The sequence below is a fragment of the Neorhizobium sp. DAR64872/K0K18 genome, assembly GCF_050500175.1.
Classification (GTDB): domain Bacteria; phylum Pseudomonadota; class Alphaproteobacteria; order Rhizobiales; family Rhizobiaceae; genus Neorhizobium; species Neorhizobium soli.
Genome location: NZ_CP191446.1, coordinates 342,608 through 358,420 on the forward strand (window position 1 = coordinate 342,608; position 15,813 = coordinate 358,420).

At 60.5% G+C, this 15,813-nt stretch carries 15 protein-coding genes; 7 read left to right on the forward strand and 8 right to left on the reverse strand.

All coding sequences use genetic code 11. From position 1 onward, the window contains the following. A complete protein-coding gene (locus tag ACQY1P_RS07145; RefSeq protein ID WP_082471820.1) occupies positions 1-927 on the reverse strand; it encodes a tetratricopeptide repeat protein in 927 nt (308 codons plus the stop codon). 253 nt (positions 928-1,180) lie between these two features. Between ACQY1P_RS07145 and pyrC the strand changes: the two genes are divergently transcribed. The 4 genes from pyrC to ACQY1P_RS07165 all read left to right on the forward strand — a co-directional run bounded on the left by pyrC (position 1,181) and on the right by ACQY1P_RS07165 (position 5,387). Then, a complete protein-coding gene (gene pyrC / locus ACQY1P_RS07150) occupies positions 1,181-2,224 on the forward strand; it encodes a dihydroorotase (protein WP_430255853.1) in 1,044 nt (347 codons plus the stop codon). A gap of 113 nt (positions 2,225-2,337) precedes the next feature. Further along, the gene (locus ACQY1P_RS07155) at positions 2,338-3,513 is read left to right on the forward strand and encodes a diguanylate cyclase (protein WP_430255855.1); all 1,176 of its coding nucleotides are present in this window, start codon (positions 2,338-2,340) and stop codon (positions 3,511-3,513) included. A gap of 160 nt (positions 3,514-3,673) precedes the next feature. Beyond that, positions 3,674-4,369 carry an orotate phosphoribosyltransferase gene (locus ACQY1P_RS07160; protein WP_062453965.1) on the forward strand — a complete coding sequence of 232 codons (696 nt, stop codon included), beginning with the start codon at positions 3,674-3,676 and terminating at the stop codon, positions 4,367-4,369. A gap of 91 nt (positions 4,370-4,460) precedes the next feature. Continuing rightward, the gene (locus tag ACQY1P_RS07165; RefSeq protein ID WP_430255857.1) at positions 4,461-5,387 is read left to right on the forward strand and encodes a carbohydrate kinase family protein; all 927 of its coding nucleotides are present in this window, start codon (positions 4,461-4,463) and stop codon (positions 5,385-5,387) included. Between the two features lie 63 nt (positions 5,388-5,450). Here ACQY1P_RS07165 and ACQY1P_RS07170 read toward each other — a convergent pair whose 3' ends face one another. The 4 genes from ACQY1P_RS07170 to ACQY1P_RS07185 all read right to left on the reverse strand — a co-directional run bounded on the left by ACQY1P_RS07170 (position 5,451) and on the right by ACQY1P_RS07185 (position 10,597). Further along, positions 5,451-5,615, reverse strand: coding sequence for a DUF3096 domain-containing protein (locus tag ACQY1P_RS07170; protein ID WP_082471821.1), 165 nt, complete (start codon positions 5,613-5,615; stop codon positions 5,451-5,453). Positions 5,616-5,791: 176 nt separating this feature from the next. After that, positions 5,792-7,408 carry a glucose-6-phosphate isomerase gene (pgi, locus tag ACQY1P_RS07175; protein ID WP_430255859.1) on the reverse strand — a complete coding sequence of 539 codons (1,617 nt, stop codon included), beginning with the start codon at positions 7,406-7,408 and terminating at the stop codon, positions 5,792-5,794. 101 nt (positions 7,409-7,509) lie between these two features. Then, a complete protein-coding gene (locus ACQY1P_RS07180) occupies positions 7,510-8,763 on the reverse strand; it encodes an alpha/beta hydrolase (protein ID WP_430255861.1) in 1,254 nt (417 codons plus the stop codon). 136 nt (positions 8,764-8,899) lie between these two features. Beyond that, positions 8,900-10,597: a long-chain-fatty-acid--CoA ligase gene (locus tag ACQY1P_RS07185; RefSeq protein WP_062453962.1), complete on the reverse strand. Its 1,698-nt coding sequence runs from the start codon at positions 10,595-10,597 to the stop codon at positions 8,900-8,902. A gap of 262 nt (positions 10,598-10,859) precedes the next feature. On the opposite strand from ACQY1P_RS07185, the gene ACQY1P_RS07190 reads away from it, so the two are divergent. Beyond that, positions 10,860-11,252 (forward strand): PRC-barrel domain-containing protein, encoded by a 393-nt coding sequence (locus ACQY1P_RS07190; protein WP_062453961.1) that lies wholly within the window; start codon positions 10,860-10,862, stop codon positions 11,250-11,252. A 64-nt stretch (positions 11,253-11,316) separates the two neighbouring features. On the opposite strand, the gene ACQY1P_RS07195 is transcribed toward ACQY1P_RS07190, so the two are convergent. Together ACQY1P_RS07195 and ACQY1P_RS07200 are read right to left on the reverse strand one after the other, a co-directional pair. Beyond that, complete coding sequence (locus tag ACQY1P_RS07195; protein ID WP_430255863.1) at positions 11,317-12,162, reverse strand: GNAT family N-acetyltransferase; 846 nt, start codon at positions 12,160-12,162, stop codon at positions 11,317-11,319. Between the two features lie 29 nt (positions 12,163-12,191). Next, the gene (locus ACQY1P_RS07200) at positions 12,192-13,142 is read right to left on the reverse strand and encodes a D-2-hydroxyacid dehydrogenase (RefSeq protein ID WP_249407645.1); all 951 of its coding nucleotides are present in this window, start codon (positions 13,140-13,142) and stop codon (positions 12,192-12,194) included. Between the two features lie 85 nt (positions 13,143-13,227). Between ACQY1P_RS07200 and ACQY1P_RS07205 the strand changes: the two genes are divergently transcribed. Together ACQY1P_RS07205 and ACQY1P_RS07210 are read left to right on the forward strand one after the other, a co-directional pair. After that, positions 13,228-14,340 carry an NAD(P)/FAD-dependent oxidoreductase gene (locus tag ACQY1P_RS07205; RefSeq protein ID WP_430255865.1) on the forward strand — a complete coding sequence of 371 codons (1,113 nt, stop codon included), beginning with the start codon at positions 13,228-13,230 and terminating at the stop codon, positions 14,338-14,340. Positions 14,341-14,455: 115 nt separating this feature from the next. Beyond that, positions 14,456-14,710 carry a DUF6074 family protein gene (locus ACQY1P_RS07210; protein WP_062453958.1) on the forward strand — a complete coding sequence of 85 codons (255 nt, stop codon included), beginning with the start codon at positions 14,456-14,458 and terminating at the stop codon, positions 14,708-14,710. A 172-nt stretch (positions 14,711-14,882) separates the two neighbouring features. Here the strand turns inward: ACQY1P_RS07210 and ACQY1P_RS07215 are convergent, their stop codons facing one another. Beyond that, positions 14,883-15,800, reverse strand: a complete 918-nt coding sequence (locus ACQY1P_RS07215) for an SMP-30/gluconolactonase/LRE family protein (protein ID WP_430255867.1) — start codon at positions 15,798-15,800, stop codon at positions 14,883-14,885. Between the last annotated feature and the right edge of the window lie 13 nt (positions 15,801-15,813).

The window sequence follows — 15,813 nt, forward strand, 5'->3', positions numbered from 1 at the left end:
TTAGATATCTCTGCCGTTCTTGGCAGGAGTTTCAATGTCACCCTGCTTCAGAACCAGCGTGTTCATACCCTCGTTCATGTCCTGCTTCGGCTGAGCTGGGATCATGCCGAGTTCCTGGAATTCCATGACCTTCTGTGCGCCGAACAGGTCGCCCTTCTCGGCAGCCTTGCGATAGAGGTCGACCGCCTTCTGCGCGTCGGCCGTAATGCCCTCGCCGCTTTCGTACATCAGGCCGAGGTTGATCATCGCATCGGTATTGCCGCGCTGTGCAGCCAGATCGTACCAGGCGATCGCCGTCTGATCGTCGGCCGGCAACATCGTGCCTTCGTCATAAATCGCGCCGATGTTGAACGCAGCGGTATCGTCGCCTTCAGCAGCTGCCTTTTCAAACCAGGTGAGCGCCTTGGTGACGTCGACCTGAGTTCCCAGGCCATCGCGATACGCGACGCCAAGATTGTAGGCTGCGAGCCGGTTACCGCCGTTTGCGGCTTCGGTATAGAGACGGAATTCCTGCTGCTCGTCACCCAGGCGGCCCATCAGCATGCCGAAGTTAACCTTGGCTGCAGGGTAGTTTGCTTCGGCAGCTACATTATAAGCCGTCATCGCCTGATCGGCCTGTTCGGAATTGTTGAGCGCGCGGCCCAGCTGATAGGCGAAACGCGGGTTGCCGGTCGCCTCGTAAGCGGTGCGGCACGCATCAACGGCCTTCACGTCGATGTTTGCGATATCGACCGGAGCAAATGAACCATTGCGCTGCTCGTCGAACGGGCTGCCGGCAAGCTGGTCGCACTCGGTCTGAAGCGCTACAGTCACGAGGAGGTTGGAACGCTCCTGGGCACTCAGGGAAACCGTCAATGCACAGAAAGCTGCGGCAGCGCCTGCTGCAATTGCCAATCCCCTGTTGACTTTCGAATTAAGGGATTTCATCTTCTCGCTCCGGCTGGTAGAACTGTTCGATTGGTGGACGAACGCCGGAAATGCGGACTGGTTCCTGCCGATCTTAAGCTTTCATTGATAAATGGTATCCAGCCTGTGCACATTTGCGTGTAATCGGGGCGTGTAGTGATGGGGTTCCACACTATCGTCCGCGTCAGTTTGTTGTCGCGGTGATTGTTTTGAGCGGAATGTTGATGCTAAGGGGGATGAACTCTTCCAGCGCCAACAACCGCCCAGAGGCCCCATGAATACCATCAGTATCCGCCGCCCCGACGACTGGCATCTGCATTTGCGCGACGGCGCGGTTCTCGAAGGGGTGATCGGCGATACCAGCCGGCATTTCGCGCGCGCGATCATCATGCCCAATCTGGTCCCGCCGGTGGTCACGACCGCAGACGCAAGAGCGTACCGCGAACGGATCATGGCGGCGCTGCCTGTTGGAGACCGGTTCGAACCGCTGATGACGCTGTACCTGACGGAACAGACCGATCCCAATGATCTCGAAGACGGCAAGAACAGCGGTCTGATCACCGCGGTCAAACTCTACCCCGCCGGTGCCACCACCAACTCGCATGGCGGCGTGCGCGATTTCGACAAGGCGATGCCGGCGCTCGAGCGCATGGCAAAGATCGGCCTGCCGCTTTGCGTACACGGCGAGGTCACGACGCCGGACGTCGATATCTTCGACCGCGAAGCCGTCTTCATCGAGACCGTTCTCGATCCGCTGCGCAAGCGCCTGCCGGAACTGAAGGTGACGATGGAGCATGTGACCACGGCCGACGGCATCGACTATATCAAGTCGGCCGAATCCAATCTGGCCGGAACGATCACCACCCATCACCTGATCATCAACCGCAACGCGCTTCTCGTCGGCGGTATCCGCCCGCATTATTACTGCCTGCCGGTCGCCAAGCGCGAAAACCATCGCCTGGCACTGAGAGCCGCGGCGACTTCCGGCGATGCCCGCTTCTTCCTCGGCACCGATTCGGCGCCGCATGTGGATCCGCTGAAGGAATGCGGTTGCGGTTGCGCCGGCATCTATACCTCGCTCAACACCATGAGCTGCCTTGCCCATGTGTTCGAACAGGATAACGCGCTCGACAAGCTCGAAGCCTTCACCTCGCTGAACGGCCCTGCTTGGTATGGCCTGGCGCCCAACGAAGAAAGCATCTCGATGGTTCGCCAGGCTGATCCGGTTGCTTTCCCGGACAAACGGGACACGGGGGCTGGCCTCATCACCGTGTTTGATCCGATGTTTCCGCTGCACTGGGAAGTCGTTGAAACCTAAGCGGCATTTGGCAGGAAATTTAAGCTTGACGGTTGCTTGGTAATAATTTGGAGACAAACGGGAGATAGTTTTCCGCCCGTTACCTGACTTCGATCACCGAAGAGTTTGCCGGCATGACGCTAGACTATAAATCTCTTCTGCTTGCACTCGGCGTTTCTGCCGCGTGCCTGATGGTGACCTTGTTCGGCACCTGGTTTTCAAGGCGGACCGATTCTTTCCTGCTGACGCTGGTCATCGCATTGAGCATGACGGTAACCGGCATCTTCGCCTATGGCTTCTACACGGCCGAAGCCGGTACCCTGACCGCATCCGTCGCATACGTGTTCATGATCTCCGGCCTCAGCGTTATCTACGGTGCCTCCGTCCAGTTCCGCACCGGTGCAAAGCCCTGGCGGCTTGCCGCACTTTTGGCGCTTGCGGCGATCGCCCCGGGGCTGCCGCTGATGATCGGCGGTCTCGACGGGCTGGGCTTCATCCTGATGAACATTGCAGCAGCGCTGCTTCTTGGCGGTACGGCATGGCAATACTGGCTGGCGCGCAACGAAGCGCCCGGTCCGCTGACCGGCATGGCCATCCTTTATGCGATGAGCGGATTTTCCTTCGTTCTTTGTGCATCCGTCCTCATAGCCAACCAGCAGTGGGTGCTGGGTCACGCCCCGAACAACTGGGCCGAGACGCTCAATATCGGCATCTGCATCGCCGGCATGACAGGCATCGGCGCGCTCTCGCTGGCGCTTCACCAGTGGCGCATGGCAGCGCTCCATCGGCGCGAGGCAATGACCGATGCGCTGACCGGACTGATGAACCGCCGCGCCATGTTCGAGCGCAACGGCGGTCGGATTCTGGGCACCTCCACCGCGGTCATCGTGTTCGACATCGACCGTTTCAAGACAATCAACGACCAGTACGGTCATGCGGTCGGCGATGAAGTGCTGAAGATCTTTGCCGAGGATCTGCTGGTGGAAACGCCGGGCCCCAACACCGCGCGACTGGGCGGCGAGGAATTCGCCGTCCTTCTCGACAATGTTCTGCCGGGGCGCGCCGAGCGGATCGCCAACGATATCCGCAATCGTTTCGGTGCCCGTGACATCACGGTCGGGGTTGACCGCGTGCGCTGCACGGTCAGCGCCGGAATCGCGGTGGGTTCCCAATCGGGCGTGCTTTTCGAAACTGTGCTCAGTCTCGCCGATGCGGCACTTTACGAAGCAAAGCGGGCCGGGCGTGACCGCGTCCAGGTCTCAGGCTACCTGCGGTCAGTGTCGTCGGGCGAAAATCGCACAAGCGCCTGAAAACGCCTGAATTCAGTAAATCGTACCCGCCTTGCGCTGGCGCGGTCTCCCGCTTGCTGATATTGCGGCGCGTGGTTTCTAGATGCAGTTCCGACGAGAATGTCATGCGGCCTTTCCGCAGGGACTTGCGACACGATGAATCGAGCAAAGGAGCGGGCGCATGATTCAGACCACATTTCCGGACCGTAGCGTTATGGCCGAACTCATGGCCAAGATGCTGTGGGAAATCGGTGCGGTGCATTTCAATGCCGAAAAGCACTACAAGTTTGCCTCAGGCATGATGAGCCCGGTCTATATCGATTGCCGCAAGCTGCTGTCCTACCCGCGCATCCGCTCCACCATCATGGATTTCGCCGTGTCGACGCTTCTGCGTGACGCCGGCTTTGAAAAGTTCGATTGCATCGCAGGCGGCGAGACAGCCGGTATTCCATTCGCAGCCCTCCTGGCAGATCGCCTGGCGCTGCCGATGATCTATGTGCGCAAGCAGCCCAAGGGCCATGGCCGCAACGCCCAGATCGAGGGTAACCTGCCCGAAGGTTCACGCGTCCTCGTGATCGAGGATCTGACCACGGCCGGCGGTTCGATGTTCAAGTTCATCGATGCCATCCGCGCTGCCGGCGGCGTCGTCGATCATGGCATGGCCCTGTTCTACTACGGTATCTTTGACGAGGGCGCGCTGCGGTTTGCCGATGGCAAGGTGCAGTTCCACCACATCGCCACATGGCGCAACGTGCTTTCGGTCGCCCGCGACCAGAAGCTGTTCGACGAGAACACGCTGTCGGAAGTCGAGGCATTTCTGGATGCCCCGCTGGCATGGTCGGCCCGCAACGGCGGCATCAGCGAACTGCCGCGCTAAGCATTCGCGGAACGCGAGCTTTTGCTCTGGTCAACGGACAAAAGCTCGCTTATTCCTGTCGAAAACAGGCAAATTCCTTGGGAGGAAATCCATGATCCTGTGCTGCGGCGAAGCTCTTATCGACATGCTTCCGCGTGAAACGACGCTCGGCGAAAAGGGCTTTGCGCCCTATGCCGGTGGTGCGATTTTCAATACGGCCATCGCGCTCGGGCGCCTCGGCGTGGACACAGGCTTCTTCACGGGCCTTGCCGACGACATGATGGGCGATGTCCTGCGCGACACGCTGCGCGGCAGCAATGTCGATTTCAGCTACTGCGCCATCACCGCCCGCCCGTCCACCATCGCCTTCGTGAAGCTGGTGGATGGCCACGCCACCTACGCCTTCTATGACGAGGGGACGGCCGGCCGCATGATCACCGAGGCCGACCTGCCGGCGATCGGCGACGATTGCGAAGCCCTGCATTTCGGCGCGATCAGCCTCATCCCGGAACCGTGCGGCTCGACCTACGAAGCGCTGATGGCCCGCGAACAGGGCAAGCGCGTCATCTCTCTCGATCCGAACATCCGTCCCGGCTTTATCAAGGACAAGGCCTCGCATCTCGCCCGTATCAACCGCATGGCGGCGATGTCTGATATCGTCAAGTTCTCCGACGAGGACCTCGCCTGGTTCGGATTGGAAGGCGATGAGGACACGCTTGCCCGCCACTGGCTGCATCACGGCGCAAAGCTCGTCGTTGTAACCCGCGGCGCCGATGGTGCAGTCGGCTACACCGCCAATCACAAGGTGACCGTGCCGAGCGAGAAGGTGACGGTGGTCGATACGGTCGGTGCCGGTGATACGTTCGACGCCGGTGTGCTGGCATCCTTGAAAATGCAGAACCTCCTTACCAAGCCGCAGATCGCAAGCCTGTCGGAGGATCAGATCGCGGCCCTTCTGGCACTCGGCGCCAAGGCTGCGGCAGTCACCGTCTCGCGGGCAGGGGCAAACCCGCCGTTTGCCCAAGAGATCGGGCTCTGACAAGGACCGTGTCGCCTGCGGGCTGTCCTCGTTGAAGAACGAGGCAGCGGCGGGACTTCAGGCTTAATTTGGCATCGGGATGTTTTGCATCACATTGGGCCAGAGGCCAGTAACGCCGATGAAGATCAGATAGAGCGCGACCACGTAATTCAGAATGCGCGGCATCAGAAGGATGACAATCCCCGCGATGAGCGCGACGAGCGGCTGTATGAAGACGATCGATTGCATTGTCTTGGCTCCTGGTCAGACTTTGGGCGTTTCGCCTGCAACGGCAAAAATGTCCGCGCCTTCACAAACTCGGTGAGGAGCTATTGGTTGCTCGGATCGCCAATCACGACGAGTCCGGCATGCGCTTCCGTGGTATCAAGGATGAGCCGGGCGAACCCGGCTCATCCTAAGGCGTCTCAGCCAATCAATGCCTTCACGAGACCTTGCGTCGAGCCGTCCTGGTCGTCAGCGGCGGCCTTGCCCTGCACGACGGGCAAAAGACCTGTCGCCAGTTCCTTACCAAGCTCCACGCCCCACTGGTCGAAGGAATTGATGCGGAACAGCACGCCTTCGACAAAGACCCGGTGCTCGTAGAGCGCAATCAGCCGGCCGAGCGCAAACGGCGTCAGCTTCTCGTACACGAAGGTGATCGACGGGCGGTTGCCGGTGAACACCCGATGCGGCGCGATGTGGCTGGCCTTCGCGTCGTCCATGCCGGCCTTTGCCAGCTGCGCCTTGGCCTCATCCAGTGTCCGGCCTTTCATCAGGGCCGCCGACTGCGCCAGGCAATTGGCGATCAGCAGATCGTGCTGATGGCGAAGCTCCGGCTCGAAGCCTGTCTTTGCGATCATGAACTCGGTCGGGATGACGCTCGTGCCCTGGTGGATCAGCTGGTAGAAGGCGTGCTGGCCGTTGGTGCCGGGCTCGCCCCAGACGACCGGGCCGGAATTGCCCTCAACCGGCGTGCCGTCGATCGTCACGCCCTTGCCGTTTGATTCCATGTCGAGCTGCTGCAGATAGGCCGGAAAGCGCAGGAGCCGCTGGTCATAAGGCAGGATCGCGCGGGTCGGGTAATCCAGCACGTTGCGGTGATAAAAGCCGATCAGGCCAAGCAGCATCGGCAGGTTCTGCGCAGTCGGCGCCGTGCGGAAATGGGTATCCATCGCATGGGCGCCATCGAGAAACTTGCCGAAGTTTTCAGGACCGACGGCAAGCATCAGCGGCAGGCCGATCGCCGACCAGATCGAATAGCGCCCGCCGACCCAGTCCCAGAAGCCGAACACCCGGTCCTGGTCGATGCCGAAGGCGGCAACCTTGTCGAGCGCCGTCGAGACCGCGCAGAAATGATGCTTTACCGCATCGTCGCCTAGCTTGTCGGCGATGAACTTGCGGGCCGTGGCGGCATTGGTCATCGTCTCGATCGTCGTGAAGGTTTTCGAGGCGACGATAAACAGCGTCGTTTCGGCGTCGAGATGCTTCAGCGTGTCGGCAATGTGGGCGCCATCGACATTGGAAACGAAATGCGCGCGCGGGCCATCATGGAAAGGCGCGAGCGCCAGTGTTGCCATGACCGGGCCGAGATCGGAGCCGCCGATGCCGATATTGACGACGTCGGTGATCGCCTTGCCCGTTGCGCCCTTCAGGCTGCCGGAGCGAATGCCATCTGCGAATTTGCCCATTGCCGCAAGCACGGCGTTGACGTCAGGCATCACGTCCTTGCCATCGACCATAACAGGCGTGTTGGAACGGTTGCGCAGGGCGGTGTGAAGAACGGCCCGGTCTTCCGTGAAGTTGATGGCAACGCCCGAAAACATCTCATCGCGCTTTTTCGCAACACCGGCAGCTTCCGCCAGCGTCTCGAACAGGGCAAGGATCTCTCCGTTCACCGCAGTCTTGGAATAATCCATGATGAGGTCATCGAAGCTGACGCTGAATTTCCCGAACCGGCCGGGATCAGCAGCGAATGCCGCGCGGATATCCGTGGCATTTGTCTTCTCGGCAGTGGATTTCAGCTCGTTGACGATGGTCTGCATGGACGTTCCTCGCATTCGGATGGATGCGTGGGAACCTATTCGCTTTCGCGTTCAAATCAAGCGCTGCGCGCGATGTTCGCTGCGTGCCTGGACTTCTGGCCTTACGGAACGATGGCACTTTCGGCCGTGTTGCCGATGGCGCGGCCGAAGCGATCTACCTGTTCGGCGTAGTTGCGCCGCGTGCGCGGGTCGAAGATCGAGATCGGTGTTGAGACGGCAACGCTTGCAGCACTGCCGACCGTCTGTGCCGTGCCGAGCGCCACAGCACCCAGGCGCTCACCAAGTCCGACATCGCTGTCGGTCACTTCCTGGCCGGCGATCAGCCGGTTGCCGATCAGCTTCACGACATCCGGGCTTGAGGCGAACTTGCCGTGGTTGAGCGGATCGTTCCCCTTCAGCGCCGTCAGATCGAGCACGGTAATACCGGCCTTCTCGAATTCGGTACGATAGGGTTCGACGGTCGGATCCACCTGCCCGAGCCGATCGATATTGCCCGAAATTCGTCGCGACAGATTGAGCGCACGGTCATCGCGCGAAACGAACAACGTGAATTTCGGATGCTTGGGACCAAGCGCCGAGAACTGGTTGGTGAACACGTCGACATCGAGATCCGGCGAGGCAAGGATGACGTTGGTGATCTTCGGTGCCACGCGACCGTCGCGGATCGCCATCTGGCGCAGCGCCTCGACTGTCAGCCATGAGCCCATCGAATGCGCCATGATCGTCACTTCGCTGACTTGGGAATCCTTGGAAAGCCGGCTCAGCATGTCTTCCAGTGCGTCGCGGGAATAGTTGGTGCTTTCCTTGTCGTAGTTATAGGCAAAGATGCTGCCGCGCGACGGCCATGTGAAGAGGACCGGTGCCACATCGGTGCCGCTGTCGTGGACGATCTGGGCGAACCGGTAGACGGCGTCGTCGTAGCGGTTGTTGAACCCGTGCACGAACACCATTACCCGTCGGCTTTTCGGCAGGTTGCCGCGCAGCCACTCATTGGCACGCTGCGGCGAGAGCGGCGTGACCGAAAGCGTCGCAAATTCCTTGGTCGGATCCGCCACGATCTTTTTCGGCCACTGGACCTCGCCGATCTTGCGGACGGAATCGGGTGGTATCGAGACGCTGATTTCGGTCACGCTCGGGGTCTTGTCGCGCTCTCCGGAAAACAGCACGCCCGGCGTCTCGGAGGGTCGGCGGGTGGTGGCGACGAGAACGTCTACCTTGGATATGCCCTTGGTTTCCGCAGCCCCTGCCGCGGCTGGAACGAGCACGCCTTCAGGCCGCCCGGCGCAGCCCGAAAGGGCGGCTGCCAAGAGCGCAGCAATGACGATGCAACGAAAGGGTCCAGCGCTTCTATCCAAGCGAACTCCACATGCCAAAAAGTTAATTATCCTCAACGGCTAACGGAGCAGGCGTCCAAGGTCCACCTCAAACGGGTGATCTCTCCTCGGACGGGGGGCAGTTGGGCAGCGCTTGTCGCAGCAGCGCAACGAATGGCTATTGCCGAAGCTCGCGCCGCAGAATTTTTCCGACATTCGTTTTCGGCAGCGCGTCGCGGAACTCGATAAAGCGAGGGCGCTTGTAGTTTGTCAGGTTGGCAATGCAGTGCGCCTTGATATTGGCCTCGGTCAGTTCCGGATCCCGGCGCACGACGAACACCTTGACCGCCTCGCCGGAATGTTCGTCCTTGACGCCAACTGCTGCGCATTCCAGCACGCCCGGATGGCTCGCCACGACTTCCTCAACCTCGTTCGGATAGACGTTGAAGCCGGAGACAAGTATCATGTCCTTCTTGCGATCGACGATCTTGATATAGCCGGCAGCGTCCATGTAGCCCATGTCGCCGGTGCGGAAGAATCCGTCCGGGGTCATCGCCTTCTCCGTCTCGTCCGGCCGGTTCCAGTATCCGGCCATCACCTGCGGGCCGTGGATGCAGATTTCGCCGACGCCGCCGAGTTCGACCTCCAGCCCGTCGTCGTCGCGGATCGAGATATCGGTAGACGAGATCGGCAAGCCAATCATGCCGGTGAATCCCTGGACATCCATCCGGTTGGCGGTGGCGACCGGCGACGTCTCGGACAGGCCGTAGCCTTCGGTAATCGGGCAACCGGTCATCTCAAGCCAGCGCTCGGCGACCGGCCGCTGCACCGACATGCCACCGCCGAACACAAGCAGCAGCGCCGAAAAGTCCAGCTTCTGGAAATCGGCATTGTTCATCAGCGCATTAAACAGCGTGTTGAGCCCGGGGAAGACGTGGATCTTGTATTTCTGCAGATCCTTGACGAAGGCCGGGATATCGCGCGGATTGGCAATCAGGATATTGTGGCTGCCGGTCGCAACCCCCATCAGCGAATTCACCGTCAGCGCGAAAATGTGGTAGAGGGGTAGCGCGCATAGGAACTGCAATTGCGGCGGACGCGGCTTTGTCAGGAAGGCGGTGTCCAGCCACAGGCCCATCTGCGATGCGTTGGAAAGAAGATTGGCGTGCGTCAGGATCGCGCCCTTGGAAACACCCGTCGTGCCGCCGGTATATTGCAGGAACGCGACATCCTGTGGTCCCACATCCTGCGGCGTCAGGGTTTTGCCCGATCCGTCGGAGAGAACCTGCTTGAAGCTTGTCGCCGAGGGTAACGACCAGTTCGGAACGAGCTTCTTCACCTTTCGCACGACGAGATTGACGATATGGCCCTTGAGGCCCAGCATGTCGCCCATCGTTGCTACGACCACATGCTTCACATCGGTGCCAGCAAGCGACTGTTCTACCGTATGGGCGAAGTTTTCCAGTACGAAGAGCGCCTTGGCACCCGAATCCTCCAGCTGGTATTGCAGTTCGCGCGGTGTGTAGAGCGGGTTGACGTTGACGACCGTATAGCCTGCCCGAAGGATGCCGTAGACAACGACAGGGTTCTGCAGGATGTTCGGCAGCATCACCGCCACCCGGTCTCCCTTTTGCAAGCCCGTCGATTGCAGCCAAGCGCCGATCTTGCGGCTCTCGGCTTCAAGCTCGCGAAAGGTGATGGCCTTACCCATGCTCGAAAAGGCCGGGCGATCGGCATAACGGGCGCAGCTATTTTCGAAGAGAGCGCCGAGCGAAGCATGTGCCAGGGGTGGGATTTCGGGGGGAACGCCGGGCGGGTAGCTGGCAAGCCAGATCTTTTCCCTCGCTGTGGCGGGCTGCTTGGACAATTCGCTCATCTGCGTCTCCTCCCATATCGATCTGCGCGCATCAGGCGCAGCTGGCTGGCGGCTTCCTCCTCCGCCGGCCATCGTCGATGATTATGCCATGCGTCAGCCCCAACAGACCAGCGCAACCTATCGTGAATTGCTATCTAACTTTGACGTAAGCGTCAACGTGCCGAGACTTGATACTCGACAAGCTTTTGGCCGCAAAGTGCGGAACCTCCACGGCCGCAAGCCGTTTTTCAACCATAACGACACGACAAAAAGGAGTTGCGTTATGATGCATCATGAACCGCGTGCGGGGCAGGACCCCTATGTCAAGGATACCGTTTCGCTGATTGCCAGCGACAAGGTCGAAGGCACCGCAGTTTACGGCGCCGATGGCAAGCGGATCGGCTCGATTGCGCGAATTCTGCTGGAGAAAAAGGGTGGCCGCGTTGCCTACGCCGTCCTGAGCTTCGGTGGCTTCCTTGGCATTGGCGACGATTACTATCCGCTGCCGTGGGAAAAGCTTCACTACGACGAGGAGCTGGACGGTTACCGGATCGACCTTACCAAGGACCAGATCTCCGGCGCGCCGCGCTACAAGGATATCGACGACGACAGCTTCTACAGCGCCAAGGACAAGTCGGTCTACGACTACTACGGCGTCCCGCCATACTGGATGTAGTCGCTCAATAAGCTACTTTTGATCGAAAGGCCTCGCCGCGTGCGAGGCCTTTTTGCGTTTCCGCTCAATCCAGCCTCAGCACCATCTCGGACTGCGTCAGCCGGCTGCGTCGCCATCCGATGCGGCGCATGAAGGGATCAAGCAACCCAGCTGCAATATTCTCCGCCGTATATAGCCTGCGACCGGGATAGCGCGCCGCGAGGCTGTCGGCCAAGGCGCGGCCAAGACCCTTGCGCCTTTCCGCCGGATCGACCGCGAAACCATAGATCCGCACGTCATCCTTCGTATCATCAAGCAAAGCGACAGCCTTCGTCCCGATCGAAAAACTTCTCAGCGGTGACCCGGGATGGTGAAAACAGTCCGGATCGGTCTGCCACGTCGGGTTTGCATCCGCAAACCGGGACAGCATCGCGGCCGCTTCCATATATTCGCATTCGGCCGCGGGCGGAACCTCCGGCACCGGTCGTGTCCGGCTGCGGCTGAAGCCGACCTGATTGCGGGACATCTCGAAGCCGAGTGACAGATAAAGGTCACGAGCGCGGATATTGGAATCGATCACTTCGAGGATAAGGACGTCATCGCCCCGTGCCCTTGCAGCGGCAATCGCATCCGTCATGACGCGGGTCCCGAGGCCCTGACCGCGGATCGTCGGGCCGATGCCGAGCGCACTGACGCGCGACCGTCGCCCCCGTCGCGCAATCAGCAGGGTCCCGGCGGGCTTGTCACCGTCGAAAAACACTTCGCTTGCTTCAGGGTCGACATCTTCACGCGCCATGCGCAAAGCGAACGCCTCAGGCGAAATCGTGAATTTCACCACGTAGCCGCGAAAGCCTTCGGTGAAGGCGGCGGCTGCATCCTCCATCGTTGTTTCCGCAAGGCTGCGACGCGTGACGGCTTCCGTTCGCTGCATTGATCAAGACCTCCACCCACCGACACTGTCTACAGAACGTTGGAGGGTGCGCCTTTCTCGAAATTCTCCACATGGTCGATGACCTGTGCCCAGAGCGATTGCATCGCCTCGTCGCTTGCCCAGGCGACATGCGGCGTGACGATCACGTTCGGCCGGTCGAGAACGGCAAGCAGCGGATTGTCCGGTGCCGGAGGCTCCTTCGTCAGCACGTCGAAGCCCGCCCCGCCGATCAAGCCCTCGTTCAGTGCCGTCACCAGGTCGGCCTCGTTCACCAGCCCGCCGCGCGCCGTGTTGATGACCAGCGGCTTGCGCTTCATCCGCCGGAATTCCGCGATGCCGATCATATCGCGGGTCTCGGGCGTCAGCGGCATATGAAACGTGATGATATCGGCGCGCTCGAGCACCTCGTTGAACGCCGTATAGCCCGGCGCAACCTCCGTCGATCCCTTGCGAGCGGCAAAGAGCGGGGTCATGCCCAGCGCTTCGCCGATCCGTGCCACGGATTTGCCCAGCGTCCCGCCGCCGAAAATGCCGAGCGTCGAGCCGGCAAGATCCTTGATCGGATGGTTGAAGAAACAGAACTGGTTCGCCCTCTGCCATTCGCCATCGATCACGTCCTGCCGGAAGCCGATGATCGAGCGGCGCACCGCAAAGATCAGCGCGAATGTATGCTCCGGAACCGTGTTGACCGCATAACCGCGCACGTTCGAAACGACGATGTCGCGCTCCTTTGCCGCTGCCAGATCGATCACGTCATAACCTGTGGCGGCGACCGCAATCATCTTCAGCCGCGATGCCTGCGCGATCGAGGCGGCACGCACCGGCGCCTTGTTGGTGATGACGATATCGGCATCGGCAATGCGCGCTGCGACCTTATCTTCCGGCGTCTTACCGTATTCGATCCACTCATGCGCAAACCCCGGCCTTGTGATCGTTACCGAAGGGCCGATCGTGTCGCGATCCAGGAATACGATCTTCAGCACTGGCTTTCCTCCTCTGGCCTCACCGGATTTCTCGTATAACATCCGTCATGCCGCGTGGAAGGCGGAAACTGCGAGAGTGGGCATGGCGGAAATACTGGAGCTCGATTGCGTCGTCATCGGCGGCGGTGTGGTGGGGCTGGCGATCGCGCGTCGCCTTGCGCTCTCCAGCCGCGAGGTGATCGTGCTGGAGGCCGAATCACTGACCGGCAGCATTACCTCCGCCCGCAACAGCGAAGTCATCCATGCCGGACTCTATTACGCGACAGGAAGCCTCAAGGCGTCACTTTCAGTCGCCGGCAAACACAGTCTCTACCAATACTGCGAGGAGCGCGGCATTCCCCACCGGCGCTGCGGCAAGCTCGTCGTTGCTTCCAACGAGACAGAGGTCGCCTATCTCGACAAGCTGCTGAAGCAGGCGTGGGCGAATGGCGTCGAGGATTGCCGGCTGGTCGACGGCGCGGAACTGGCGGCCATGGAGCCTGATATCCGTGGCTTCAAGGCGCTGCTTTCACCCTCGACCGGCATTATCGACAGCCACCGTCTGATGGAAGCCTATATCGCCGATATCGAGAACAACGGCGGCAGCATCGTCCTCAACTCGCCGGTTCTCAGCGGCACCTTGCGGGGCGATTCGGTACGCCTGTCGGTCGGTGGAGCCGATCCTGTCGATGTCGACGCAAAGCTGGTCGTCAATGCGGCGGGCCTCGGCGCGTGGGGCATTTCCGCCGGTCTCGAAGGTCTCAACCCCACGACCATCCCCGAACGCCATTATGCCAAGGGATCCTATTTCTCCCTTTCGGCCCGCGCGCCGGCGCAACGGCTGATCTATCCGGTGCCGGAACCCGGCGGGCTCGGCGTGCATCTGACGCTGGACATGGCCGGTCAGGCACGGTTCGGCCCTGACGTCGAATGGGTGGAGAGGGTCGACTATGACGTCGATCCCGATCGATCGCAGAAGTTCTATTCCGCCATCCGCCGTTACTGGCCGGGCCTTGCCGATGGCACGCTTGTTCCCGCCTATTCCGGCATCCGCCCCAAGGTCGTCGGTCCCAAGGGAGGCGGCGGGGGAGATTTCATCATTCAGGGACCGACGCAAACGGGCCACCCGGGGTATGCGGCGCTCTACGGAATAGAGTCGCCCGGGCTGACATCGTCGATGGCAATCGCCGAATATCTAGAAAAACTAATATATTAACGATTTCGCGAGGTTTGGGAACGCACCTCTGCGAGCCTCGTTCAGCTTTTGTGAAGGAGTAAAGCTCATTGTTTCGCTCAGTACGGGCGATTCGCCCGGTATTTACGGAGTTGAAATGACGCTCTTACAGTTCCCGGCCGATCGACGCACTGGTGATGTCAGACGATGTGCTGAAACCCTGAGTGATCTTCATGGCCACGCCGCCAACCAGTTCTGGAGAACGGAAATGGCGGAATTTGCACGGTCCATGCGCCAGCGCGGCGCTGACGACCAGGAAATCTCAAGGCAGGCCGCACTGTTCATGCATGCCGTCCAGATGGAACTGCAGATGATGTTTGCAGAACAGGACGCGGACGTATCGGCTGGCTGATTTTTCGTGGAGCGCGTGACTGGTATCGCGTGACGCGTGAATGACGGGAGGACCGCCTACGGCGGGTAGCCAATCCTCCCGAATGACGCTCCTTGGCGGTGAGCGACGGGTTGTTGAATAATAACCGAAGCTTGCCTCACCATGGATTGCGTTTTGCTAATTTTACACTTGCTCAGCTAACGCCGGCGCCCGTTGTTGCAAGGAAGATCGCATAGAGCGATTTCGTTGCCGTGATGAACAACTGGTTGCGCCGCGGGCCGCCGAACGTGAGGTTCGCCGCCGTCTGCGGCAGCAGGATTTTCCCCAAAAGCTTGCCGTCGGGACCGAAGCAATGAACGCCGTCTCCGGCGCTCGTCCAGACATTGCCTGCTACATCGACGCGGAACCCGTCCGCCAGACCGTTGTCGATATCGCAGAATACCCGGCTGTTTTTAAGCTGCCTGCCGTCCACGACATCGAAGGCGCGGATATGACGTGGCGCGGACGGGTCGTGGCTGGAGGATGAGTCGGCCACATAGAGGATCTTTTCGTCCGGCGAGAAGGCAATCCCGTTGGGCTGGCCGAAATCAGTCACCACGGCGTCGATCTCGCCGGTTTCCAGATCCAGCCGATAGACGTTGCGGGTCGCCTGTTCAGGCTCAGCCCGAAAACCCTCGTAATCGGATTTGATGCCATAGGTCGGGTCCGTGAACCAGACGCTGCCATCCGAGCGCACCACCACGTCGTTGGGCGAATTCAGCCGCTTGCCCTCATAGCTTTCGGCAAGCACGGTGATCGAGCCGTCGATCTCGGTGCGGGTGACGCGGCGGCCACCGTGCTCGCAGGAGACAAGCCGCCCCTGCCGGTCGCGGGTATTGCCGTTGGTGAAATTGGAGGGGGTGCGAAACACCGAAACGCCGCCATCTTTCACCCAGCGCAGCATCCGCTGGTTGGGAATGTCGCTCCAGATCAGGCATTGCAGATCGGAAAACCACACAGGCCCCTCCGCCCAGCGGCAGTCGGAATAGAGCTCCTCCAGGCCTGAACTCGGAACGATCAGGTGCCGGAAGCGGTCGTCGTGGATTTCGTAAGGTGAAGATGTCTGCGACATGGCATTGCGTCCG

What these genes read in the sequence shown, in the direction of transcription:
- ACQY1P_RS07185 (WP_062453962.1), bottom strand. Translation starts at nt 10,597, where the DNA reads ATGAGCGAATTGTCCAAGCAGCCCGCCACAGCGAGGGAAAAGATCTGG.
- pgi (WP_430255859.1), bottom strand. Translation starts at nt 7,408, where the DNA reads ATGCAGACCATCGTCAACGAGCTGAAATCCACTGCCGAGAAGACAAAT.
- ACQY1P_RS07195 (WP_430255863.1), bottom strand. Translation starts at nt 12,162, where the DNA reads ATGCAGCGAACGGAAGCCGTCACGCGTCGCAGCCTTGCGGAAACAACG.
- ACQY1P_RS07145 (WP_082471820.1), bottom strand. Translation starts at nt 927, where the DNA reads ATGAAATCCCTTAATTCGAAAGTCAACAGGGGATTGGCAATTGCAGCA.
- ACQY1P_RS07190 (WP_062453961.1), top strand. Translation starts at nt 10,860, where the DNA reads ATGATGCATCATGAACCGCGTGCGGGGCAGGACCCCTATGTCAAGGAT.
- ACQY1P_RS07170 (WP_082471821.1), bottom strand. Translation starts at nt 5,615, where the DNA reads ATGCAATCGATCGTCTTCATACAGCCGCTCGTCGCGCTCATCGCGGGG.
- ACQY1P_RS07165 (WP_430255857.1), top strand. Translation starts at nt 4,461, where the DNA reads ATGATCCTGTGCTGCGGCGAAGCTCTTATCGACATGCTTCCGCGTGAA.
- ACQY1P_RS07205 (WP_430255865.1), top strand. Translation starts at nt 13,228, where the DNA reads ATGGCGGAAATACTGGAGCTCGATTGCGTCGTCATCGGCGGCGGTGTG.
- ACQY1P_RS07155 (WP_430255855.1), top strand. Translation starts at nt 2,338, where the DNA reads ATGACGCTAGACTATAAATCTCTTCTGCTTGCACTCGGCGTTTCTGCC.
- ACQY1P_RS07210 (WP_062453958.1), top strand. Translation starts at nt 14,456, where the DNA reads ATGACGCTCTTACAGTTCCCGGCCGATCGACGCACTGGTGATGTCAGA.
- ACQY1P_RS07215 (WP_430255867.1), bottom strand. Translation starts at nt 15,800, where the DNA reads ATGTCGCAGACATCTTCACCTTACGAAATCCACGACGACCGCTTCCGG.
- ACQY1P_RS07160 (WP_062453965.1), top strand. Translation starts at nt 3,674, where the DNA reads ATGATTCAGACCACATTTCCGGACCGTAGCGTTATGGCCGAACTCATG.
- pyrC (WP_430255853.1), top strand. Translation starts at nt 1,181, where the DNA reads ATGAATACCATCAGTATCCGCCGCCCCGACGACTGGCATCTGCATTTG.